This is a genomic window from Leifsonia naganoensis (assembly GCF_013410615.1).
In the GTDB taxonomy this organism is placed as follows: Bacteria; Actinomycetota; Actinomycetes; order Actinomycetales; family Microbacteriaceae; genus Leifsonia; species Leifsonia aquatica.
Genome location: NZ_JACCHJ010000001.1, coordinates 1,917,176 through 1,938,161 on the forward strand (window position 1 = coordinate 1,917,176; position 20,986 = coordinate 1,938,161).

General features: G+C 72.6%; 15 protein-coding genes. 12 read left to right on the plus strand and 3 right to left on the minus strand.

All coding sequences use genetic code 11. The features are described from left to right. Positions 1–94: 94 nt before the first annotated feature. The 4 genes from HNR14_RS09360 to HNR14_RS09375 all read left to right on the plus strand — a co-directional run bounded on the left by HNR14_RS09360 (position 95) and on the right by HNR14_RS09375 (position 5,093). Positions 95–1,813 (plus strand): xylulokinase, encoded by a 1,719-nt coding sequence (locus tag HNR14_RS09360; RefSeq protein WP_179700814.1) that lies wholly within the window; start codon positions 95–97, stop codon positions 1,811–1,813. Continuing rightward, positions 1,810–2,535, plus strand: a complete 726-nt coding sequence (locus tag HNR14_RS09365) for an L-ribulose-5-phosphate 4-epimerase (RefSeq protein ID WP_179700815.1) — start codon at positions 1,810–1,812, stop codon at positions 2,533–2,535. Before HNR14_RS09360 ends, HNR14_RS09365 begins: the two co-directional genes overlap by 4 nt. Continuing rightward, positions 2,535–4,067, plus strand: coding sequence for an L-arabinose isomerase (gene araA / locus HNR14_RS09370; protein ID WP_179700816.1), 1,533 nt, complete (start codon positions 2,535–2,537; stop codon positions 4,065–4,067). The genes HNR14_RS09365 and araA overlap by 1 nt, the downstream gene beginning before the upstream one ends. A 171-nt stretch (positions 4,068–4,238) precedes the next feature. Then, positions 4,239–5,093, plus strand: a complete 855-nt coding sequence (locus HNR14_RS09375) for an NmrA family NAD(P)-binding protein (protein ID WP_179700817.1) — start codon at positions 4,239–4,241, stop codon at positions 5,091–5,093. 100 nt (positions 5,094–5,193) lie between these two features. Here HNR14_RS09375 and HNR14_RS09380 read toward each other — a convergent pair whose 3' ends face one another. From HNR14_RS09380 to HNR14_RS09390, 3 genes are all read right to left on the minus strand, one after another. Beyond that, positions 5,194–6,888: an alkaline phosphatase family protein gene (locus HNR14_RS09380; RefSeq protein ID WP_179700818.1), complete on the minus strand. Its 1,695-nt coding sequence runs from the start codon at positions 6,886–6,888 to the stop codon at positions 5,194–5,196. Between the two features lie 61 nt (positions 6,889–6,949). After that, complete coding sequence (efeB, locus tag HNR14_RS09385; RefSeq protein ID WP_179700819.1) at positions 6,950–8,239, minus strand: iron uptake transporter deferrochelatase/peroxidase subunit; 1,290 nt, start codon at positions 8,237–8,239, stop codon at positions 6,950–6,952. Continuing rightward, the gene (locus HNR14_RS09390; protein WP_179700820.1) at positions 8,236–9,408 is read right to left on the minus strand and encodes an EfeM/EfeO family lipoprotein; all 1,173 of its coding nucleotides are present in this window, start codon (positions 9,406–9,408) and stop codon (positions 8,236–8,238) included. The genes efeB and HNR14_RS09390 overlap by 4 nt, the downstream gene beginning before the upstream one ends. Positions 9,409–9,758: 350 nt before the next feature. On the opposite strand from HNR14_RS09390, the gene HNR14_RS09395 reads away from it, so the two are divergent. From HNR14_RS09395 to HNR14_RS09430, 8 genes are all read left to right on the plus strand, one after another. Next, entirely contained in the window at positions 9,759–10,313 is a 555-nt protein-coding gene (locus tag HNR14_RS09395) for a hypothetical protein (protein ID WP_179700821.1), read from the plus strand. Continuing rightward, the gene (locus tag HNR14_RS09400; protein WP_179702606.1) at positions 10,313–11,107 is read left to right on the plus strand and encodes a lytic transglycosylase domain-containing protein; all 795 of its coding nucleotides are present in this window, start codon (positions 10,313–10,315) and stop codon (positions 11,105–11,107) included. Before HNR14_RS09395 ends, HNR14_RS09400 begins: the two co-directional genes overlap by 1 nt. Continuing rightward, positions 11,104–12,948: a serine/threonine-protein kinase gene (locus HNR14_RS21170; RefSeq protein ID WP_179700822.1), complete on the plus strand. Its 1,845-nt coding sequence runs from the start codon at positions 11,104–11,106 to the stop codon at positions 12,946–12,948. Before HNR14_RS09400 ends, HNR14_RS21170 begins: the two co-directional genes overlap by 4 nt. Before the next feature lie 103 nt (positions 12,949–13,051). After that, complete coding sequence (gene pstC / locus HNR14_RS09410) at positions 13,052–14,065, plus strand: phosphate ABC transporter permease subunit PstC (protein WP_021762235.1); 1,014 nt, start codon at positions 13,052–13,054, stop codon at positions 14,063–14,065. A 13-nt stretch (positions 14,066–14,078) separates the two neighbouring features. Then, the gene (gene pstA, locus HNR14_RS09415; RefSeq protein WP_179700823.1) at positions 14,079–15,392 is read left to right on the plus strand and encodes a phosphate ABC transporter permease PstA; all 1,314 of its coding nucleotides are present in this window, start codon (positions 14,079–14,081) and stop codon (positions 15,390–15,392) included. Further along, positions 15,392–17,029: a phosphate ABC transporter substrate-binding protein PstS gene (gene pstS, locus HNR14_RS09420; protein ID WP_179700824.1), complete on the plus strand. Its 1,638-nt coding sequence runs from the start codon at positions 15,392–15,394 to the stop codon at positions 17,027–17,029. The genes pstA and pstS overlap by 1 nt, the downstream gene beginning before the upstream one ends. Positions 17,030–17,313: 284 nt before the next feature. Beyond that, positions 17,314–19,797 carry a hypothetical protein gene (locus tag HNR14_RS09425; RefSeq protein WP_179700825.1) on the plus strand — a complete coding sequence of 828 codons (2,484 nt, stop codon included), beginning with the start codon at positions 17,314–17,316 and terminating at the stop codon, positions 19,795–19,797. Positions 19,798–19,874: 77 nt separating this feature from the next. Then, entirely contained in the window at positions 19,875–20,969 is a 1,095-nt protein-coding gene (locus tag HNR14_RS09430) for a type 2 periplasmic-binding domain-containing protein (RefSeq protein ID WP_179700826.1), read from the plus strand. The last annotated feature ends 17 nt before the right edge of the window (positions 20,970–20,986 follow it).

Consider the following 20,986-nt stretch of genomic DNA (forward strand, 5'->3'; position numbering starts at 1 on the left):
CGACTGGATGGGCGCCTCGCGGCTTGACGTGCGAGCGCCGGCCGCCGCATACTGGAGTCGCAATTGTGACCGGTCACAACGTGGTGAGGAACAGATGACGGCTTCAGAGCGCGCCGGGGGCGACACCCCCGCACAGCCCGCCCCCGCGACCATCCCCGCGCCCGCCGCGCCCCCCGCCGCCCGCGACGCCATCCTGGCCGGCCGCACCTCCCTCGGCATCGAGTTCGGTTCGACGCGCATCAAGGCCTGCCTGGTGGATGCGGCCGACCCGTCCCGTGTGCTGGCCGTGGGCTCCCACGAGTGGGAGAACGAGCTCGTCGACCGGGTGTGGACGTACTCCCTCGACGCGATCTGGTCGGGCGTGCAGGCCGCCTACGCCGACCTGGTCGCCGACGCCGAGCGCACCCACGGCGTGCGTCCCGCGACGTACGGCGCGATCGGCGTCTCGGCGATGATGCACGGCTACCTCGCGTTCGACGCCGAGGGCGAGCTGCTCGTCCCGTTCCGCACCTGGCGCAACACGAGCACCGGGCCCGCGGCGGCCGAGCTCACCGACCTGCTGGGCGTGAACATCCCGCTGCGCTGGTCGATCGCGCACCTCCACCAGGCGGTGCTCGACGCCGAGCCGCACCTCCCGCGCCTCGACTCCATCACGACGCTCGCGGGCTACGTGCACCGCCGCCTCACGGGCCGTTCCGTGCTCGGCGTGGGCGACGCGTCCGGGATGTTCCCGATCGACCCCGCCACGCGCGACTACGACGCGGACCTCGTCGCGCGCTACGACGCGCTGCTCGCCGAGAAGGCACCGGCGCTGGCGCCCGGGCTGGCCCTCGGCCGCATCCTGCCCGAGGTGCTCGTGGCGGGCCAGGCGGCCGGCGAGCTGACCGCCGAGGGGGCCGCGCTGCTGGACCCGTCCGGCGCGCTGCGCCCGGGCATCCCGCTCTGCCCGCCGGAGGGCGATGCCGGCACGGGGATGGTCGCGACCAGCTCGGTCGCACCGCGCACGGGCAACGTCAGCGCCGGCACCAGCATCTTCGCGATGGTCGTGCTCGAGCGGCCGCTGGCGAGCGTGCACCACGAGCTCGACGTCGTGACGACGCCGGCGGGCGACCCGGTCGCGATGGTCCACTGCAACAACGGGGCGAGCGAGCTCGCGGCGTGGGTCGGCCTGTTCGGCCGCTTCGCCGAGGCCGCGGACGCGCCGGTGGATGCCGACGCCGCATACGACGCGCTGTTCCGGGAGGCGCTGGCCGGCGAGAGCGACGCCGGCGGCCTCCTGGCCTACAACCACCTGTCCGGCGAGCCGATCGCCGGGCTCGACGAGGGCCGCCCGCTGGTCGTCCGCACGCCCGGCAGCCGCTTCACGCTCGGCAACTTCATGCGCGCGCAGCTCTACGGCGTGTTCGGCACGCTCGCCCTCGGGATGCGCGTGCTCGCCGACGAGGGCGTCGCACTCGACCGGATGTTCGCCCACGGGGGCATGTTCCGCACCGCGGGAGTCGCGCAGCGCTTCCTCGCGGGCGCGCTGGACGCGCCGGTGTCGGTCGCCGAGACGGCGTCGGAGGGCGGCGCGTGGGGCATCGCCGTCCTTGCCGGCTATCTCGCGGAGGCGGAGCGCGGCGTGAGCCTCGACGACTACCTGCGCCGCCAGGTCTTCGGAGGCTTCGCGTTCGAGACCACCACCCCGCATCCCGGCGACGTCGCGGGCTTCGGCGCCTACATCGAGCAGTACCGTGCCGGCCTCGCCATCGAGCGCGCGGCCGTCGAGGCGATCCCCCTCACCGCATCCACCCCGGAAGGAGCCACCCGGTGACCGACGCAACCGCCGCCGAGCCGAACCACCCCGAGACCCCCGCCGTCCGGCGGGTGCGCGAGCAGGTCGCCGCGCTGCACGCCGAGCTGGTGCGCTACGGGCTCGTGGTGTGGACGGGCGGCAACGTCTCGGGCCGCGTGCCCGGGGAGGACCTCTTCGTCATCAAGCCGAGCGGCGTCGACTACGACGACCTCGCCCCCGAGAACATGATCCTGTGCACGCTGGACGGGGAGGTCGTCCCGGGCTCGCTCGGATGTGACCGGTCCCCCTCCTCCGACACCGCTGCGCACGCGTACGTCTACCGCGAGCTGCCCGAGGTCGGCGGCGTCGTGCACACGCACTCCACCTACGCGACCGCCTGGGCCGCGCGCGCCGAGGCCATCCCGTGCGTCATCACCGCGATGGCGGACGAGTTCGGCGGCGAGATCCCGGTCGGCCCGTTCGCGATCATCGGCGACGACTCCATCGGCCGCGGCATCGTCGCGACGCTCGCCGGCCACCGCAGCCGGGCTGTCCTGATGCAGAACCACGGCGTCTTCACCATCGGCCGGGATGCCCGCGACGCGGTGAAGGCCGCCGTCATGGCCGAGGACGTCGCCCGCACGGTGCACCTCGCCCGCCAGGGCGGACCGCTCGTGCCCATCCCGCAGGAGGCGATCGACCGTCTCTTCGACCGCTATCAGAACGTCTACGGACAGAACCCGGAAGGTGCCATCTCCTGATGCCGAAGCTCACTCCGTCCCCGAACTCCGCCACCCTCGACGGCTACGAGGTCTGGTTCCTCACCGGCAGCCAGCACCTCTACGGGCCCGAGACGCTCGCGCAGGTCGCCGAGCAGTCCCGCCAGATCGCCGACCAGCTCGGTGCGTCAGCCGACGTGCCGGTGCGCGTGGTCTGGAAGCCGGTGCTCACCGACTCCGACGCCATCCGCCGCGTGATGCTCGAGGCCAACGCCGACGACACTGTGATCGGCCTGGTGGCGTGGATGCACACCTTCAGCCCCGCGAAGATGTGGATCACCGGCCTCGACGCCCTCCAGAAGCCGCTCCTCCACTTCCACACCCAGGCGAACGTCGAGCTGCCGTGGGGCGAGATCGACTTCGACTTCATGAACCTCAACCAGGCCGCGCACGGCGACCGCGAGTTCGGGTACATCCAGACCCGCCTCGGCGTGCCGCGCACGACCGTCGTCGGCCACGTGAGCAACCCGACCGTCACCTCCCGCATCGGCACCTGGACGCGCGCCGCCGCTGGCTGGGCCGCCACCCGCTCGCTGAAGCTCGCGCGCTTCGGCGACAACATGCGCTTCGTCGCGGTGACCGAGGGCGACAAGACCGAGGCCGAGCTGGCGTTCGGCGTGCAGGTCAACACCTGGGGCGTCAACGAGCTCGCCGACGCCGTGGCCGCCGCCTCCTCCTCCGACGTGGATGCGCTCGTCGCCGAGTACGAGGAGCTCTACGACGTCGCTGCCGAACTCCGCCGCGGCGGTGACCGGCACCAGTCGCTGCGCGACGGCGCGGCGATCGAGCTTGGCCTGCGCTCCTTCCTCGAGGGCGGCGGCTTCGGCGCCTTCACCACCAGCTTCGAGGACCTCGGCGCGCTGAAGCAGCTCCCCGGCCTCGCCGTCCAGCGGCTCATGGCCGAGGGCTACGGCTTCGGCGCCGAGGGCGACTGGAAGACCGCGATCCTCGTGCGCGCCGCGAACGTGATGGGCGCGGGCCTGCCGGGCGGCGCCTCCCTCATGGAGGACTACACGTACGACCTGACCCCGGGCGACGAGCGCATCCTGGGCGCCCACATGCTCGAGGTCTCGCCTGCGCTCACGACCGCGAAGCCGACCCTCGAAGTGCATCCCCTCGGCATCGGCGGCAAGGACGACCCGGTGCGCCTCGTCTTCACGGCGACCCCCGGCCCGGCCGTCGTGGTGGCGCTCTCCGACATGCGCGACCGCTTCCGGCTCGTGGCGAATGTCGTGGAGGTCGTGGAGCCGTCGGCCCCGCTGCCCAAGCTCCCGGTCGGCCGCGCCGTGTGGAAGCCGGCGCCCGACTTCACCACCTCGGCGACGGCGTGGCTGGAGGCCGGCGCCGCCCACCACACCGTGATGAGCACGGCCGTCGGGGTGGAGGCGTTCGCCGACTTCGCCCGCATCGCGCGCACCGAGCTGCTCGTGATCGACGACGACACCACGCTGCGCGGCTTCGAGCGGGAGCTCGACTGGAACGCCGCGTACTACCGCCTCGCCCGGGGCATCTGACCCGGGCCTCCCTCGTCCTGGCCGCCGGCATGTCATCGGCCCGGCGGCCAGGATGTTTTTCTCGCGCCGTCGCCATCCGTTCCGGAGTTTCGTACGCCTCCGAGCGGCGTGTCGCGTACGAAACCCCGGAACGGATGGCGGCCGGCGTGGGTGCAGGGGTTGGATGGGCGTATGACGGACAACACGGGGATGCCCACGCTCGCGGTGACCGGCGTGACGGGGACGGTCGGGCGGCTGACCGCGGCCGCGCTCGCCGACGCCGCTGTGCCGTTCCGGATGCTCGCGCGCACGCCCGCGAAGGCGCCGCATCTTCCCGGGACGGTGACGCTCGCGTGCACGTACGGCGATGCCGGCCAGGCCCGCGCCGCACTGGACGGCGTCGAGACGCTCTTCATGGTCTCCGCGGCGGAGAACGCCGAGCGGCTGCGCGAGCACTACTCCTTCGTCGACGCCGCAGCCGAGGCAGGGGTGAAGCACATCGTCTATACCTCGTTCGTCGGCGCGGCGCCCGACGCGACCTTCACGCTCGCGCGCGACCACTACGCGACCGAGCAGCGCATCCTGAGCACCGGGATGGCGCACACCTTCCTGCGCGACAACCTCTACCTCGACTTCGTCGAGTTCATGATGGGGGAGGACGGCGTCATCCGCGGTCCAGCAGACGGCGGGCGGGCGGCGATGGTCGCGCGTGCGGACGTCGCCCGCGTCGCGGCAGCGGTCCTGCAGCATCCCGAGCGGCACCGCGACGTCACCTACGACCTCACCGGCCCCGAGGAGCTGACGATGGCGGAGGTCGCCGAGACCCTGTCGCGCCGGCTCGGCCGCGCCGTGTCGTTCCACGACGAGTCCGTTGAGGAAGCGTACGAGTCCCGGAAGAAGTGGGACGCACCGCAGTGGCAGTACGACGCCTGGGTCTCGACCTACACCGCGATCGCCGCGGGGGAGCTGGCGGGCGTGAGCGATGCGGTCGAGCGCGTCACCGGCCGCGCTCCGCTCACGCTCGACGAACTGCTCCGCGACCGCTGACGCGCGAAGGCCCGCCGAGGTTCACGTCGTGGCGGTCATCCGGGCTGGAATGAGCGCCACTTCGTGAACCTCGGCGGGCCGGGCGGTGCGGGAGGCGCGGCTAGGGCTGGGTGGACCAGCCTCCGCGGGGCGGGGTCGGCCAGTGCGGGCGCGTCGAGACCACCTTCGTCACGGCGCCGCTGGTCGGATCGAGCAGCACCTCCCGCTGCTGCGGGTGCCACCAGTCGAACAGGCCGCCGATGGAGCCGGCGCGCGTGTCGAACGACGCGTCGCCGATCCGGCCGGTCAGCCAGTTGTTCTCGATGAAGCGGAGCACGCTGGTCTGCTCGATCGGGGTGTGGTCGACCTTGTTCTGGGCGGCCCACGGCGAGATCAGCAGGAACGGCAGGCGCTGGCTCGGTCCGCAGCGGTCGGCGTACCCGCCCGCGGTGCGCGAGACGCTGGTGCACACGGCCGAGTCGACCGCCGCATCCTTCGACCCGTTGGTCACCTTCGGCGCCACGTGGTCGTACCAGCCGTCCGAGTCGTCATAGGTGACGACGACAGCGGTGCTCGACCAGCTGTCGGACTTCTGGATGGCGTTGATCTCGTTGACGAGGAACTTCTGCTCGTCCAGCGGGTCGGAGTAGGCGGCGTGGCCGTCCTGCGCCTCCGGCGCCTTGAGGAACGAGACGGCGGGCAGGTTGTCCGCCTTCAGCGCCGCGTCGAACGAGGTCAGGTCGTACTGGTGGTTCGCCTGGTCGGTGTGCCCGATCGCCTTCACGCTGGAGGGTGCGAGGTGGTGCGGGTTCGAGGTCGACTTGTAGTACTGGAACGGCGAGTGGTGCGGCGAGTAGTCCTTCGGGGTCGCGCCGGCCACGTTCGCCGTGGTCTTGTCGCAGGCCGCATAGGAGCCGGACTGGCCGTTCCAGGCAGTGGTCGGCGTGAAGCCGCCCTGGAACCAGCCCCAGGTCACTCCGCGCGCGTTGAGCAGGTCGCCCACGTTCTTGCCTGACATCCCGACGACCGCGGAGGTGGAGGTGTGGTCGTTGTCGGAGCAGTCGTCGTACGCCGGGTCGGGGTCGCCGATCACGGTCCCGACGCCCGCGGCGTTGGGCGACTGGACGGCCGTCGAGGCCGGCAGCACGGCCCCGGTCTTCGGGTCGTAGGCGGTGCCGCCGTGGGTCTGACCCGAGACGAGGTTCAGCGCGCCGGGGGTGGAGGGGCCGAACTCGGTGTCCCAGTTGTTGTCGCTCATGGCGTAGTTCTGGGCGTAGTTCCACATGCCGGTGACGGTGTTGCCGTCGTAGTAGTCCATGACCAGACCGGGTGCGCCGTACGCGCCGGTGCAGGTGTCGGTGCTCGTCTTCTGGACGAACATGTCCATCTTCCCGGCGTCGACGGCGGCCTGCTCGGCTGCGTAGCTGTGGTTCTGGTCGCAGGTCACGGCCTGGTCGGGGGTGAGCCGCTTGGGCGGGTAGAGGTTGGGGTTGCTGGTGAGCGTGCCGCTGCTGGCCAGTGTGTTCGCCGCCGGGGTGCGCGGGGCGGCGGTGAACGGCGTGCCGTCGGTGTTGGCCGCGTTGGGGTAGGTGCCGAAGTAGTGGTCGAAGGAGATGTTCTCGTCGAAGATCACGACGAGGTGCTTGATCGGGGTGACGGTCTGCGCGGAGTGGTCCCCGTGGCCGCCGTTCGCGGAGGCGGAGGCGGAGGCGGGCGAGCCCGCCAGGACACCGGCGCCGACGAGCGCGACGACGCCCAGGAGGGCGGCTCCCGCTCCGGCGAGGGTGGAGCGGCGCAGACGGAAGTGTCTGGACACGTTTCCTTCTTTCCTGCTGGTGGTGGGACCGGCGCGGGTGCGCCGGTCGGCCTCCTGCTGGTCACGCGAGCATCGTGCGCCCGAGCCAGTCGGAGGAGTCGCGGACGCCGGGCAGCGCGAAGTAGTACCCGCCGCCGAACGGCTGGATGTAGTCGACGAGCGGTTCGCCGGCGAGGCGCTTCTGCACGGCGACGAACTGCCGGTCGAGGTCCTGGTTGAAGGCGACGAAGACCAGGCCCATGTCGAGGTTGCCGTTGGCGTCGGTGCCGCCGTCGTAGTTGTACGCGCGGCGCAGCAGCCGCTGGTCCGCGGTGTCCGCGGTGCGCGGATTGGCGAGCCGGATGTGCGCGTCGAGTTGGATGACGTCGCCGGTCGCGTCGAGCTCGTAGTGCGGGTCGTCGAACTCGCGGGAGGCGGTGAGCGGGGCTCCGGAGTCGCGGCGGCGGCCGATCATGTTCTCCTGCTCGTGCAGGTTCACGCGGTCCCAGAACTCGACGAGCATCCGGATGACGCGCACCACGTGGTAGCTGCCGCCGGTCGTCCAGGCGGGTTCGCCTCCACTGCCGCCGCGCGCCCATACGAGCTTCGACATCAGCGCGGCGTCGGTGACGTCGGGGTTGCTGGTGCCGTCCTTGAAGCCCATCAGGTTGCGGGGCGTCCCGCTCGGTCGCGGCGGGGAGACGAAACCGTCCCGCCGCCAGCGCACCTGCATCCCGCCGCGGGTCGCGCGGGCGATCTCGCGGACCGCGTGAGTGACGGTGTCGCGCTCGTCGGCGCAGACCTGCAGCAGGAGGTCGCCGTCGCACACCTCCCTGCGCAGCGCGTCGTCCGGGAACGCATCCATCGCCCGCAGTCGAGCGGGTTTCGCGGCGGCGAGCCCGTAGCGGTCGTCGAAGAGGGAGGCGCCGGCCGACAGGGTGACCGTGAGCGAACCGGGCTCGACCGTCGGGCCGAGCACACCGGAGTCGCGCGGCGGCGCGGTGAGCCCGGGGTCGGGCGGGGTGCCGCCGGCGGTGAGGAACCGGGCCCGCTCGGTGATGGTCTTGAGGAGGTCGGCGAGCTCGGTGCGGTCGGCCGCCGTCGCGTCGAGGGCGACGAACGCCGCAGCGCGCTGCGGGGTGGTGAGCACGCCCTGCTGGTGGGTGCCGTGGAACGGGTACGAGCGCGGAGGCGTCGCCGCCGACGACGAGGAGGGTGCGGACGAGGCGGCCGCGCCGATCCCGGCCCCGGCACCCGCCGCGACGGCCGCTGCAGCGGGCAGAGCCACCCCCGCCGCCAGGAACCCCCGGCGTCCGAGGCGGGTGCTCCGCTCGTCCGTGGCCTGTTCCGCGGCGCGCTCCGTCTCGGTCACGAGTCCCTCCTCGGGTCGCAGATGGCGGCGACGGGAGCGAGCAGTTCCGCGTCGTGGTCGAGGGCGGCGTCGAGGCGCTCGCGCTGGCCGCGGTCGAGGCCGGCGAGCGGGGTCCAGGTGCCGTCCGCGGCGCGGAACGACTCGACGAGCGTGCGCGTCTGCTGCAGCGCCTCCGTCGTGCGGTCCAGGTCGGGGTAGCGCGGGGCGAGGATGTCGTGCAGCGGCGCCAGCGCCTGCTCCGCCCCGTCGAGGTTCGCGTCGACCGTGGCCAGCTCGGTGCCGGACCCGGCATCCGCGGCGCCCGTCAGCACGTCCTGGACGGCGACCTCCACGATCTCGTGGGCGCGCAGCGCGATCGCCCCCGGGTCGATCTCGGCGTCGGCGAACGTGCCCGCGAGGCTGCCGACCTCCGTGCCGAGCTGCGCCGCCGACGCGGCGACCGTCGCGGCATCCGCGCCGCCCCAGAGCTGCGATTCGACCAGGTGGAAGCCGGTCAGCCCGTCGCGCGGCAGTCCGTCGATCTGGTCTCCGACATCGCCGAACGCGTCGTACGCGGCGCCGAGGGTCTCATAGGTGGTGTGGGCCGCCAGCCAGTCGCGCTTCGCGGCCGCTAGGTCGCCCTCCTCGGCGTCGGCCGCGAGCGCGGCGACCTGCTGCTGCAGCACGGGCAGGCGGGTGCCCACCCATGTGCCGTAAGCGAGTGCGACCGGGATGAGGTCGCCTCTCGTCACCGGGACCAGTCCCGGCGTGAGCTGGGCGGAGGCGGGCGCACGGCCGACCGTGACGGTGGGACCGCGCACCGGGTCGGCGTCGGCGGGCAGGCAGACGAACCGGTATCTGCCGCTGCCCAGCGCAACGTGCGCCTTCGCGTGGGCGCCGGCGCCCAGGTTCTCGAGGTCGAGGTAGACCTTGCCGCCGACGGCCTCCTGGAGGTAGACCTCCATCCCAGCGACGGTCGGGTTGGTGACGGTGAGCTCCTCGTCGCCGCCCGGCACGGTGCCTTCGTCGCCCCACCCCGCACCGCAGTCGTCGAGCCCGGCCGAGACGGCGTAGGTGCCGGAGGCCGCTGCGACGGCGGCGGGCCGTGCGGCGATCGCGAGCGTCACGGCCACCGCGACGAGCACGCCGACGATCACGAGGATCGCGGTGAGGCGTGTGCGTTTCGACATCGCGGGGAGTCCTTCGCGGGGGAGGTGCGGGGAGGCTGGAGCGGGGCCGGTGGCGCTCCGGCAGCAGCGATCCTAGGAGCCGCCTATGCGCCGGGGGAGGGGAGGTCACCCCTTGTTCACCGGACGGTCACGGGGGTGTCCCCGAACGGGGGGTCCCACCCCGGAGGGGGCTGGGAGACACGGCGTGGACCGGTGAGAATCCCCACAGACTGGGGGCACCTCGTACACCCCTCCTTCACCTTCCCGTCGCCGCGCCTTCATGGGTGGGCATCACCGTATGCGTGACGGTCGCCCACCAGAGGCACGAGACCCCGCGTGCCGGCCCCGTCCCCTCTCCCGAAGGCACAGCCATGTCCGCTTCGCCGCGCATCGTTTTCTCCACGTTCCGTTCCAGCGCCGACCCGATGTTCCTGGCCTGGACGCGGTTTCTCCAGACCGTCGAAGGCGCGGCCCGTCGCACCGGCTCGATCGCGGTCTCGCGCCCGGGCACCCCGGCCGCGACGAGCGTCGTGCGCCGGACGCCGATGGCGCATCCCGTCGTCGCGGACGGCGCCTGCGGGGTGTGGCGCATCCTGGCCTCCAACAACCGCGAGCTGGGCCGCAGCGCCCGCGCATACACCTCCTACGCCAGCGCGCGCGCCCACGTTATCGCCCTGCGTGCCGGTGTGGATGAGCTCCGGCTGACGACCGTGAGCGGCGAGCGCACCGGGATGCACGGCTGGTACCTCTCGCACGGCCGCCAGCCCGTCATCACCTGCGGTCGCTGGTACGGCGCCGCCGCATCCGGGACGACGGCCGCCTTCGCCGCGATCGACGCGCTGCGGGAGGCCGAGATCGAGGACACCGTGCGCCGCCTCGAGCCGCCACGGCGCACCGGCGCGGTCGCCGACGACGTCGTGTGGTGATGCGGAGGCTGCTGCTCGTCGCCGGGGCTGCCGCGATCGCGGTCGTCGTGGGCGTGTGCGCGCTCAGCTCGGCCCCGGCGCCCCGGGGATGGAGCGTGCCGCCCTCCGATGTCGTGCCCGTGGGGGAGACGATGCCCGAGGGTGCACCTGCCGACTCGACGGGGCTCGGCGCGCCCGCCACCACGGCCCCGGCTGACGGCCCACTCGCCGCCGGTAACGCCGCCCGCGTCTCCCGCACCTGGGCCGCCGATGTCGCGCGCCGCACGGGCATCCCCGAGCGGGCCGTGCTGGCCTATGCCGGTGCGGCCACCGCGATCGCCGCGGAGGACCCGGGATGCCGCCTCGGCTGGTCGACGCTCGCCGGCCTGGGCGCGGTGGAGTCGCACCACGGCACGATCGGAGGCTCGGCGCCGCAGCCGGACGGCACCGTGCTGCCGCCCATCCTCGGGCCCCGCCTCGACGGCACCGACTACGACGCGATCGACGACACCGATGGCGGACGGGTCGACGGCGACCCACGATGGGATCGCGCGGTCGGGCCGTTCCAGTTCCTCCCGTCGACCTGGGAGCAGTGGGGAGCCGACGGATCCGGAGACGGCGTCGCCGACCCGCAGCAGCTCGACGACGCTGCTCTCGCCGCCGGGCGCTACCTCTGCTCCTCCGGCGACCTCTCGCAGCCCGCCTCCTGGCGCGACGCGATCTTCGCCTACAACCACCTCGACTCCTACGTCGACGCCGTCGCGGCCGCCGCGAATGCCGCCGCTGCGAGCGCGCGCGGTGCGGGTGGCCGATGAGCGCGTTCGCCGGCCGGTTCGAGCTCGACGGACTGCTCGGCAGCGGCGCGACGGCCTCCGTCTACAGCGCCCGCGACACCACGACCGGCGAGACCGTCGCCGTCAAGGTGCTGCACCCCCGTCTCTCGGGCACGGCCGCCGAACGGGACGCCTTCTTCGCCGAAGCGGCCGCGGCGGCGCGGGTCGACCATCCCGGGGTCCCCGCGGTGCTCGGCCACGGCGTGGACGAGGGAGGCGGTGAGCCGCGCGCCTGGATCGCGACCGCCCGCGCCCCGGGACGCACCCTCGCGCGGCTCGTCGAGGCCGACGGCCCGCTCGATCCCGGGGCGGCCCTCGCGCTCGCGGCCCGGCTGCTCGACGCGCTCGCCGCGGTGCACGCGGCGGGGCTGGTGCACCGCGATGTCGCCCCGGGCAACGTGGTCGTCGCCGACGACGGCGCGGTCTGCCTGCTCGACTTCGGTCTCGCGGACGCGCCGGGGCGGGCGGCGGTCGGCGGCGACGTGCTGCGCTCGGGAGGCGGCGGCATCGGCAACGGTGCAGCGAGCGACTCCGACGGCGGTGTGATCGGGAGCGTCAACTACCTCTCGCCTGAGCAAGCCCTCGGCGCGCCCGTCGACGAACGCGGTGACCTCTACCAGGCGGCCGGCCTCCTGCACTTCGCGCTGACCGGGCGTCCGCCATTCCCGCGTGCGACGGCCGCGCAGACCATGGCGGCGCACGTGTCCGCGCCGCCGCCGGTGCCGTCGGCGCTGGACTCGCGCATCCCGCAGGCCGCGGACGAGATCGTGGTGCGCGGTCTGATGAAGCAGCCGGAGGCCCGCTACGCGAGCGCCGCGGCGATGGCTGCGGCGGTGCGGGCGGTGCTGGGGGAGTCGGCTCCTCCCGCGCTCGGCTCTGGTGGGACCTCCGTGCTCGACACGGGGACCGCTCTGCTGCGGACCACGGTTCCGGTCGCGTCCACCGTGCCCACCGCGTCCTCCGTGTTCATCGGTCCGGGCGGGGTGCTGGTCGATCGGGAGGCGGCGACCACCGTCATCCCGCGCGGGCGCCGCACGCCCGAGCGCGGGTCCGCGACCCCGGCTCCCACGGTGCGACCGCCGGCGAGACGCGCCGAGCCTGCCGCCGCGCCGCGTCCCCTTCCCGCGCCGACCGGAGCGGCACGACCCGCCGCCGCACCCGCTGCCCGTCCCGGCCGCACCGCCCTCGCCGTCACGGCCGGAGCTGTCGCGGTGGCGGCGACGATCTGGCTGGTCGCCGCCAACGCCGCGCCGACGGCACCGCCGACCATGGTGGCCGTACCGTCCGCGGCCCCACCGGTCGTCTCCGCGACGCCCACGGCGAAGCCGACCGTCGCTCCCGCGGAGACCGTTCCACAGGACGTGCCCATCCCGGAGCTCGCCGGTCTCTCGCGTGCCGATGCGGCGGCCCGACTCGCAGCCGCGGGCCTGACCGCCGGGTCCGTCACCTCCCGTGACGGCATCGCGGCGGCGGGGACCGTGCTGCAGACCCAGCCGGCGTCGGGCGTCCCCGCGGCGCCAGGGACGGCTGTCGCTCTCGTCGTCGCGTCGGGCCGCAACGCCGTCCCCGAACTTCACGGCCAGACCATGCTCGCCGCCGGCGCGACCCTCTCGGCGGCCGGCTTCGCGGTCGTCGAGCGGTCGGTCGTCGACTCCACTGTCCCGGACCGCACCGTGCTGGGCAGCGAGCCCGGCGCGGGCACGGTGATCGCGCTCGGCGAGACCGTCACGGTCGTCGTCAGCCGCCTCCCCGCACAGCCCACCACGACCCCGACACCCGCCCCCACCACGACGCCGCAGCCCACCCGGCCGCCCGCGCCATGACCCCCATCCGTGCACGGTTGCAGCCCCTTCACCCCCGCGTCTCCGGGCGTTCACCCGCTCTGAGCACGCTGTGCCGAGGCGCACGCCGATCCGAGGAACCCGAATGTCACAGCACACCCTGACCGTCCCGCCCGAGCCGGGCACGCGCCAGCGACCCCGCTCGCTGGCCTCGCGCCCGTCGCGCTCCGACTCCGTCTTCCGCACCGTCAGCTACGGCGCCGGCGCGACGACCGTCGGCATCATGCTCGCCGTCGGCTTCTTCCTGGCCGTGCGCGCCGGGGATGCGCTGAGCGTCACCGGGTTCTCGTTCCTCACCGAGCAGCAGTGGTCGCCCGAGACGCAGAAGTTCGGGATCGCCGCAGTGCTGAGCGGCACCGTCACGATCGCGATCATCGCGATGTGCGTCTCCGTCCCCCTCGCCCTCGGCACCTCCCTCCTGATCTCCGAGATCGTGCCGCCGCGGGTCAAGACCGCGCTGATCAGCCTCGTGGACCTGATGGCCGCCGTGCCGAGCGTGGTCTACGGCCTCTTCGGCCTGTTCTTCCTGCAGGAGAACATCATCCCCGTCGCCCGCTGGATCTCGGGGCACTTCGGCTGGATCCCCGTCTTCGCCGTCACCGACGGCAGCGGCCACGCGCTCACCGAGGCGAGCGCGTTCACGTCGTCCGCATTCATCGCCGGGCTGGTCGTCGCGCTCATGGTCGTGCCCACCCAGACCTCGGTCATGCGCGAGGCGTTCTCGCAGGCGCCGGCCGGCGAGCGCGAGGGAGCGTACGCACTCGGGTCGACCCGGTGGGGGATGATCCGCTCGGTCGTGCTGCCCTTCGGGCGCGGTGGCATCATCGGCGGCACGATGCTCGGCCTCGGTCGCGCACTCGGCGAGACGATCGCCGTCTATCTGATCATCTCGCCGGTGTTCACGATCAACCTGCAGGTGCTCAAGACCGGTTCCAACTCGGTCTCGGCGCTCATCGCCAACCGTTACGGCGAGGCGAGCTCGTTCGGCCTCTCGGCGCTCATGGCCGCCGGCCTGGTGCTGTTCCTCATGACGCTCGTCGTCAACTTCACCGCCTCCTCCATCGTCGCCCGCTCGCGCTCGGGCGCCCAGACCAACTGACGGCCGGGACCCCATGACCACCACCGAGAACTGGAACGCGCCCACCCTGCTGGTGGACGACATCACGGTCGTCGCCCCGCCCGCCGAGCGTCCGGAGCAGCCTGTTGCACCCGTCGCCGACGGCCACACCAGCCTCCCGCCCGAGGATCGCGGCGAGATCGGTCCGCGCCGCGACCTCAGCCAGACCACCTCCGAGGACCGGTTCAACCTGTGGGGCGCGCTCGTCGCCGGGATGGCGCTGGCGCTCCTGCTCTTCGGCTGGTTCGCGCCGCTCACCGGCGAGGTCGGCTGGGCCGTCGTCGCCTTCCTCTCCTTCATCGGCATCTACGCCCTGCTGGTCTCGCTGCGCTCCAACCGCCAGACCGTCGCCGACCGCGTGATGACCGTGCTCTTCGTGAGCTCGGGGCTCGTGCTGTTCGCCTCCCTGGTCTTCGTGTTCGTCTTCGCCTTCGTCCGCGGCGCCTCCGCCGTCACGCATGTCAACTTCTTCGGTCAGACGATGGAGTTCGCCGGCCCGCTCGATCCGCTCTCGAAGGGTGGCATCCTCCACGCGATCGTGGGCACGCTCATCCAGATCGCCATCGCGCTCGCGATCACCGTGCCGCTCGGCGTCGCGACCGCGGTCTTCCTCAACGAGATCGGCGGGAGGTTCGCCCGCTTCGTCCGCACCATCGCCGACGCCATGACCGCGCTGCCCTCGATCGTCGCCGGGCTGTTCGTCTACTCGGCGATCATCACGTTCGTGACGCATCAGCGCTCGGGCTTCGCCGCCTCCCTCGCCATCACCGTGATGATGCTGCCGATCGTCATCCGCGCCTCCGACGTCGTGCTGCGGCTGGTCGCGGGAAACCTGCGCGAGGCGTCGTACGCGCTGGGCTCGACCCGCTGGCGCACCGTCTGGCACGTCGTGCTGCCGACCGCGCGCTCGGGTCTCGTGACCGCCGTCATCCTGGGCACCGCCCGCGGGATCGGCGAGACCTCGCCCGTGCTGCTCACCAGCGGTGTCACGGCCGTGATGAATCTCAACCCGTTCAGCGGCCCGATGATCTCCCTGCCGCTGCAGGTCTTCGACTTCGTCAAGAGCCCGGAGCCGAACATGATCGCCCGCGGCTTCGGCACCGCCGTCGTGCTGATCCTGCTCGTGCTGGCGCTCTTCTTCGCCGCGCGCGTGCTCGGCGGCAAGGCGCCGGGACAGCAGTCCGCCGGCAGCAGGCGCCGGACCGCCGAGGCCAGCCACCGCGACCTGATGCGCATCGAGGCCGCCGCAGTGGCTCCGAGCCCCAGCCCGACCTCCCTCTCCACCGACCAGAAGGACCCCACGCCGTGATGCCCCGATCCCCCCGACGCATCCTGCGGATCGCGCTGGCCGCGGCCGCCGCCGTGCTCGCCGTCGCCGCGCCGCTCGCCCCGCAGACGGCTCAGTCGGCGCAGGCCGCGAACTGGGCGCCGATTACCGGCACCGGCTCCACCTGGTCGCAGAACGCGCTCGACCAGTGGCGCCGCAACGTCGCCACGAACTACAGCATGACCGTCAACTACTCCGGCACCGGCTCCTCCGCCGGCCGTCGGGACTTCATCGCGCAGACGGTCGACTTCGCGGTGAGCGAGATCCCGTTCCAGTCGACGCCCGAAGACGGCTCGGCGCCCGAGAAGCCGACCTCCGGCTTCGCGTACATGCCGATCGTCGCCGGTGGCACGTCGTTCATGTACAACCTCAAGATCGGCGGCAAGCGGGTCACGAACCTCCGGCTGAGCGGTGACACGATCACGAAGATCTTCACCGGCGTCATCACCAACTGGAAGGACCCGCAGATCGCCAAGGACAACCCGGGCCTCGCGATGCCGGACAAGGCGATCGTGCCCGTGGTCCGCTCCGACGGCTCCGGCTCCACGGCTCAGTTCACCCTGTGGATGTCGAAGCAGCACTCCGCGCTGTGGAACTCGTTCTGCAGCAAGGTCGGCCGCCCGAACCCCTGCGGACTGACCTCCCAATACCCGTCGTACGGCAACTTCAAGGCGCAGAGCGGCTCGCTCGGCGTCGCGGGATACGTCAGCCAGTCCTACGGCGAGGGCGCGATCACCTACGTCGAGTACTCCTACGCTCTGAAGTCGGGCTTCCCCGTCGCGAAGGTGCTGAACGCCGCCGGCTACTACATCGAGCCGACCGCGCCCTCCGTCGCCGTCGCCCTGATGAAGGCGGCGATCAACGACAACGCCTCCTCGCCCGACTACCTCACGCAGATCCTCGACGGCGTCTACAACGGCGCCGACCCGCGCACCTACCCGCTGTCGAGCTACTCGTACATGATCGTGCCCACCCAGGTGGCGGGCATCTTCACGGCCGAGAAGGGCAAGACGCTCGGGGCGTTCTCGAACTACATGCTCTGCGAGGGCCAGCAACAGGCGGCGACCCTCGGCTACTCGCCGTTGCCCATGAACCTCGTGCAGGCCGGCTTCGCCCAGATCAAGCGCATCCCCGGCGCCGACGTGAGCGGCGTCGACCTCAACAAGTGCAACAACCCCACGTTCAAGCCGGGCGACTCGCCCTCGAGCAACCAGCTGGCGGCCACCGCGCCCCAGCCGGCCGCCTGCGACAAGCAGGGCCCGGACCAGTGCACCACCGGCACCGCTGGCGCGCGCAACACCCCGACGGCGACCACGGGCGGCGGCAAGGGCGGCTCGTCCGCCGAGGCCGGCGGCGGGGCGGGAGCCGGAGGTGCCGGTGCCGGCGCGGGGACGACCGACGCCGGTGCGGCCGCCACCGATGGGTCGACCGGCACGACCGACGACACCCAGCTCGCCAGTGCGAACGCCGCGCGTGCGACGCCGTTCGCGCTGGCGGACGACGGCTGGGGAGGCCAGCAGACCGTGATGCTCATCGCCGCGGGCCTGCTCGTGCTCGCCATCGTGCTCCCGCCCCTCCTCTTCGGCCGCCTCCGCCGCTCCCGGGGCACCACCGAGTAGCCCCTCCCCCATCCCCTCCCCCACCCCCACAGCCCGCGAGACGTGAGTAGGTGCGGGTGTCCGCCCCCGGACACCCGCAACGACTCACGTCTCGACGGGCTGTTTCCACATGCCCACGGGCGCCCCCCGGCGCGACCCGGGGCGAACTCCGCTGGACAAGCTCCCGTCGTCAGCCCGTTCCCGGATCGTTCATCGGGATGTCACGAACCGCCCATAGCTTGGCGCCCGGTCGAGGCAGGTTCGGCCGGAGAAACCCCGGGAGAGACATGGAATCGAGCGGTCGCGTGCGGCCTCGCGGAACGATCGCGCGAGCCCTCGTCTTCGGCGCCCTCGTGGGCATCGCGGCCACCGCCGTGTTCGCGGGAGTGGGCGGAGCCGGAGCGGGATCGGCGCGCGCCGCGGACTCCACCGCCGTCACCGCCACGGCCGCGCAGCAGGACAAGGACGCGAAGAACGCGCCCTTCCCCGATCTCGCGGTCACCGTCTCCCAGACCACCGACCTCATCTCGCAGGGCGTCACCGTGTCATGGACGGGCGGCACGCTCTCCACCCCGCCGAGCGGCGGCAACGGCGGCGAGAACTTCCTGCAGCTCGCGCAGTGCTGGGGCGAGGACCCGGACAACCCGGGTCACCCCGACCGCACGACCTGCCAGTACGGGGCGTTCAACACCGCGGGAGCCACCCGCGACGGCTACGTCACCGACGACACCGTCGCGACGCAGGACGAGAAGTTCTCGCTGCCGCGCCGCGGACCGTTCACGCCCGGCTACACGTCCATCCCGTTCACGAGCGTCGACGGCACGACGGTCGCCTCGATCGTCGACGGCAAGCAGACCGACACGAACGTCAACGTCAACCAGTTCTTCAACCCGAGCCAGTCCAACGAGGTGCCGTGGGCCGGTTCGGCGTCGAACGGCGCGGGATCGGTGCGCTTCGAAGTGCAGACCGCGCTGCAGGCGAACGGCCTCGGCTGCGGAACCCCCGTGAAGAGCGGCAGCACCACCACGCCGCAGACGTGCTGGCTCGTCGTCATCCCGCGGGGGACCGCCGACTCGGGCGAGCCGCACATCACCCAGTCGGGCCTGCGCTGGGACGCGTGGAAGCACAACATCGCGTTCAAGCTGACCTTCAAGCCGCTCGGCGTCTCGTGCAACATCGGCGCGGCCGAGCGCCAGCTGCGCGGGAGCGAGCTCGTCGCCGGCGCCGTCGCCTCCTGGCAGCCGGTGCTGTGCAACTCGCAGGGCGGAGCCATCTACACGATGAGCAACAGCGCGGAGTCGGACGCCGTCCAGGCGGCGAACGGCGCGGACTCGGCGCCACTGGCCCTCACGTCGCGGGCGCTCGGCGGCACGGAAGACGACCTCCGCTACGCCCCCGTCGCTGTGGGAGGCTTGGCGATCGCCTTCGCGGTCGACCGGGCGCCGTCTGCCGCCGACGGCACTCCGGCAGATCAGCTGCTGAAGGCGGGGCTGTCGTTCGACTCGCTCAAGCTCACGCCGCGGCTGATCGCCAAGCTGCTGACCGCGTCGTACCTCGACTCGCTCCCGACGTATGCGGACAAGGGCCACCTCGGTGCGAACGCGCGCAACCTCCTGCTCGACCCGGACTTCCTCGACGTGAACGCGGACATCCCGGACTGGAAGTTCCAGGCGATCGTCGCGCCCTCGGTCGCCGACCTCCTCGTGCCGCAGGGTCGCTCCGACGCGGCCATGCAGCTGTGGCGCTACGTGCTCGCCGACCCCGACGCGAAGGCCTTCCTCGCCGGGCAGGCCGACCCCTGGGGCATGAAGGTCAACCCGACCTCGGCGACCGATGCGGCGATCAACCCGTCCGGCGCCGCCCTCGAGCTGCCGCGCGAGGACTTCCCCAAGGCCGACCCGGTCGTGCAGCCGGTGATCAACGGCGCGGCGGAGGTCAACCTCGTGACGTGGCGCCCCTACACGAACGATCTCGACCAGTCCGCCTACCTCACCCTGCGCGGCGACGGACAGGTGCTGGGCCAGTGGGATCCGACCTCATCCCCGGCGAAGTACGCCAAGACGCCGCGCAGCCTCCCCGGCTACCAGAAGGTCCTCGCCCTCACCGACACGAGCTCGGCCGCGAAGTACCAGGTCGTCACCGCCGCGCTCCGCAACCCGGCCGGTGCCTACGTCACCCCGTCGACCCAGAGCCTGACCGCGGCCGCCACCGCCATGACGCCGGTCGCGGGCCAGCCGCAGGTCGTCGAGTACGACCCGGCCGGCACCGTCGCGAAGTCCGCCGCCGACGCCTACCCGTTGACCATGCCGGTGTACGCCGCGACGAACCCGGCCCGTGGGGATGCGGCCACCCGCGCCGACTACGCCGCCTTCATCCGCTACGCCGCCACCACCGGGCAGGCGCCCGGCGTCGAGGCCGGCCAGCTGCCTCCCGGCTACGCGCCCATCCCCGCCGCGTGGAAGACACAGGCGATCGCCGCCGCCGCCGCCATCCAGTCGGGCGCGACGCTGGACTCGCCCTCCGACGGCGAGGGCGACGGCTCCTTCGGCGACAGCGGGAGCACGGGAGGCTACGGTGCGGACGCCTCGACCGGCGCGACGATCGACACCGCCTCGGCCCCGACCGCTCCCCAGGCTCTCGGCAGCGCGGCCGGAAGCCTCACCGGAGACAAGACCGCGAAGGACCCGGACACCGGAGCCCTCGCCGCCGTCCTCCCCGGCGGCCTGCTCGGCGGTCTCGCCGCGGCCGGCGCCGTCCCCGTCATCGCCCGCCTCCGGCGGTTCCCGTGACGGCACCAGAGCCCGGGTCGGCATCGACCCGACGAGCGCGTTCCGACCGGTCCGCGCCCAACCCGAAAGGAACCAGAGTGAAGATCAAGAAGGCTGCGGCTCTCTGCGCTGTCGTCGGCACCGCCGTCGCCGGTCTCGTGCTCGCCACCCCGGCGAACGCCGACCCCGTGTCGAGCAGCTACGTGCTGGCCGGCTCGGACACCCTGCAGGACGTCAGCAACGCGCTGGCGAACGGCACCCAGCTCACCGGTCCGTTCGTGCGGTCGGTCGCCGACAACGGCACCATCGCCTCCTACGACGCGTTCGGCTCGGCCGCCATCCAGACCAAGCCCAACGGCCCCTACTTCGCCCGTCCGGCCGGCTCCGGCGACGGCGTGAAGGCCCTCAGCCGTTCCATCGACGGAGCCAACTTCTCCGTCTCCGGCAACACCACTCCGGCCACGGCGATCAGCGGCCAGGTCGACATCGCCCGTTCCTCCTCCGGTCCCGGTGCCGCGGCCAACCCCACCGGTCCGCTCGCCTACGTGCCATTCGGCCGCGATGCCGTCTCGTTCGCGATCGCCCCGGGCACCGCCGCGGGCCTCGAGCAGCTCACCACCGCTCAGCTCACCCAGATCTACAACTGCACCCTGACCACCGTCAACGGCGTCGCCGTCAAGCCGGTGCTGCCGCAGTCGGCCTCGGGCACCCGCAAGTTCTTCCTGTCGGCGATCGGCGTCAGCACCCTCGGCTCGTGCGTCAACGACAGCACGCTCGCCGAGAACGACGGTAGCGTCCTCACCCAGCCCGGCCAGATCATCCCGTTCTCGGTCGCCAGCTGGGTCGCCCAGAAGAACGGCGCGGCGCAGAACCGCACCGGCTCGTCCACACTCGGCAGTGCGCTCGGAGCCACCGCTCCGTTCACCGGCACCGGCAACGCGCTCGTCCCGAACGCGGCCTACTACAACAACTCCACCTGGGGCCGTGACACGTTCGTCGTCGTCGAATACGCGCGCATCGACTCCGCGAGCGCGACCTACGACGCCGCCCTCGCGGCGCTCGTCGATCCCTCTAAGGCGAAGAGCCTGACGAACTTCGGCACCCTCGCCGGGACGTCCGGCGCGGTGAAGTCGAAGTTCGGCTTCCTCGCCCCGTCGAGCACCACGCCGCAGCGCGCGAACCTCTCCTCCTAGTCCAGACCCGAACTGAG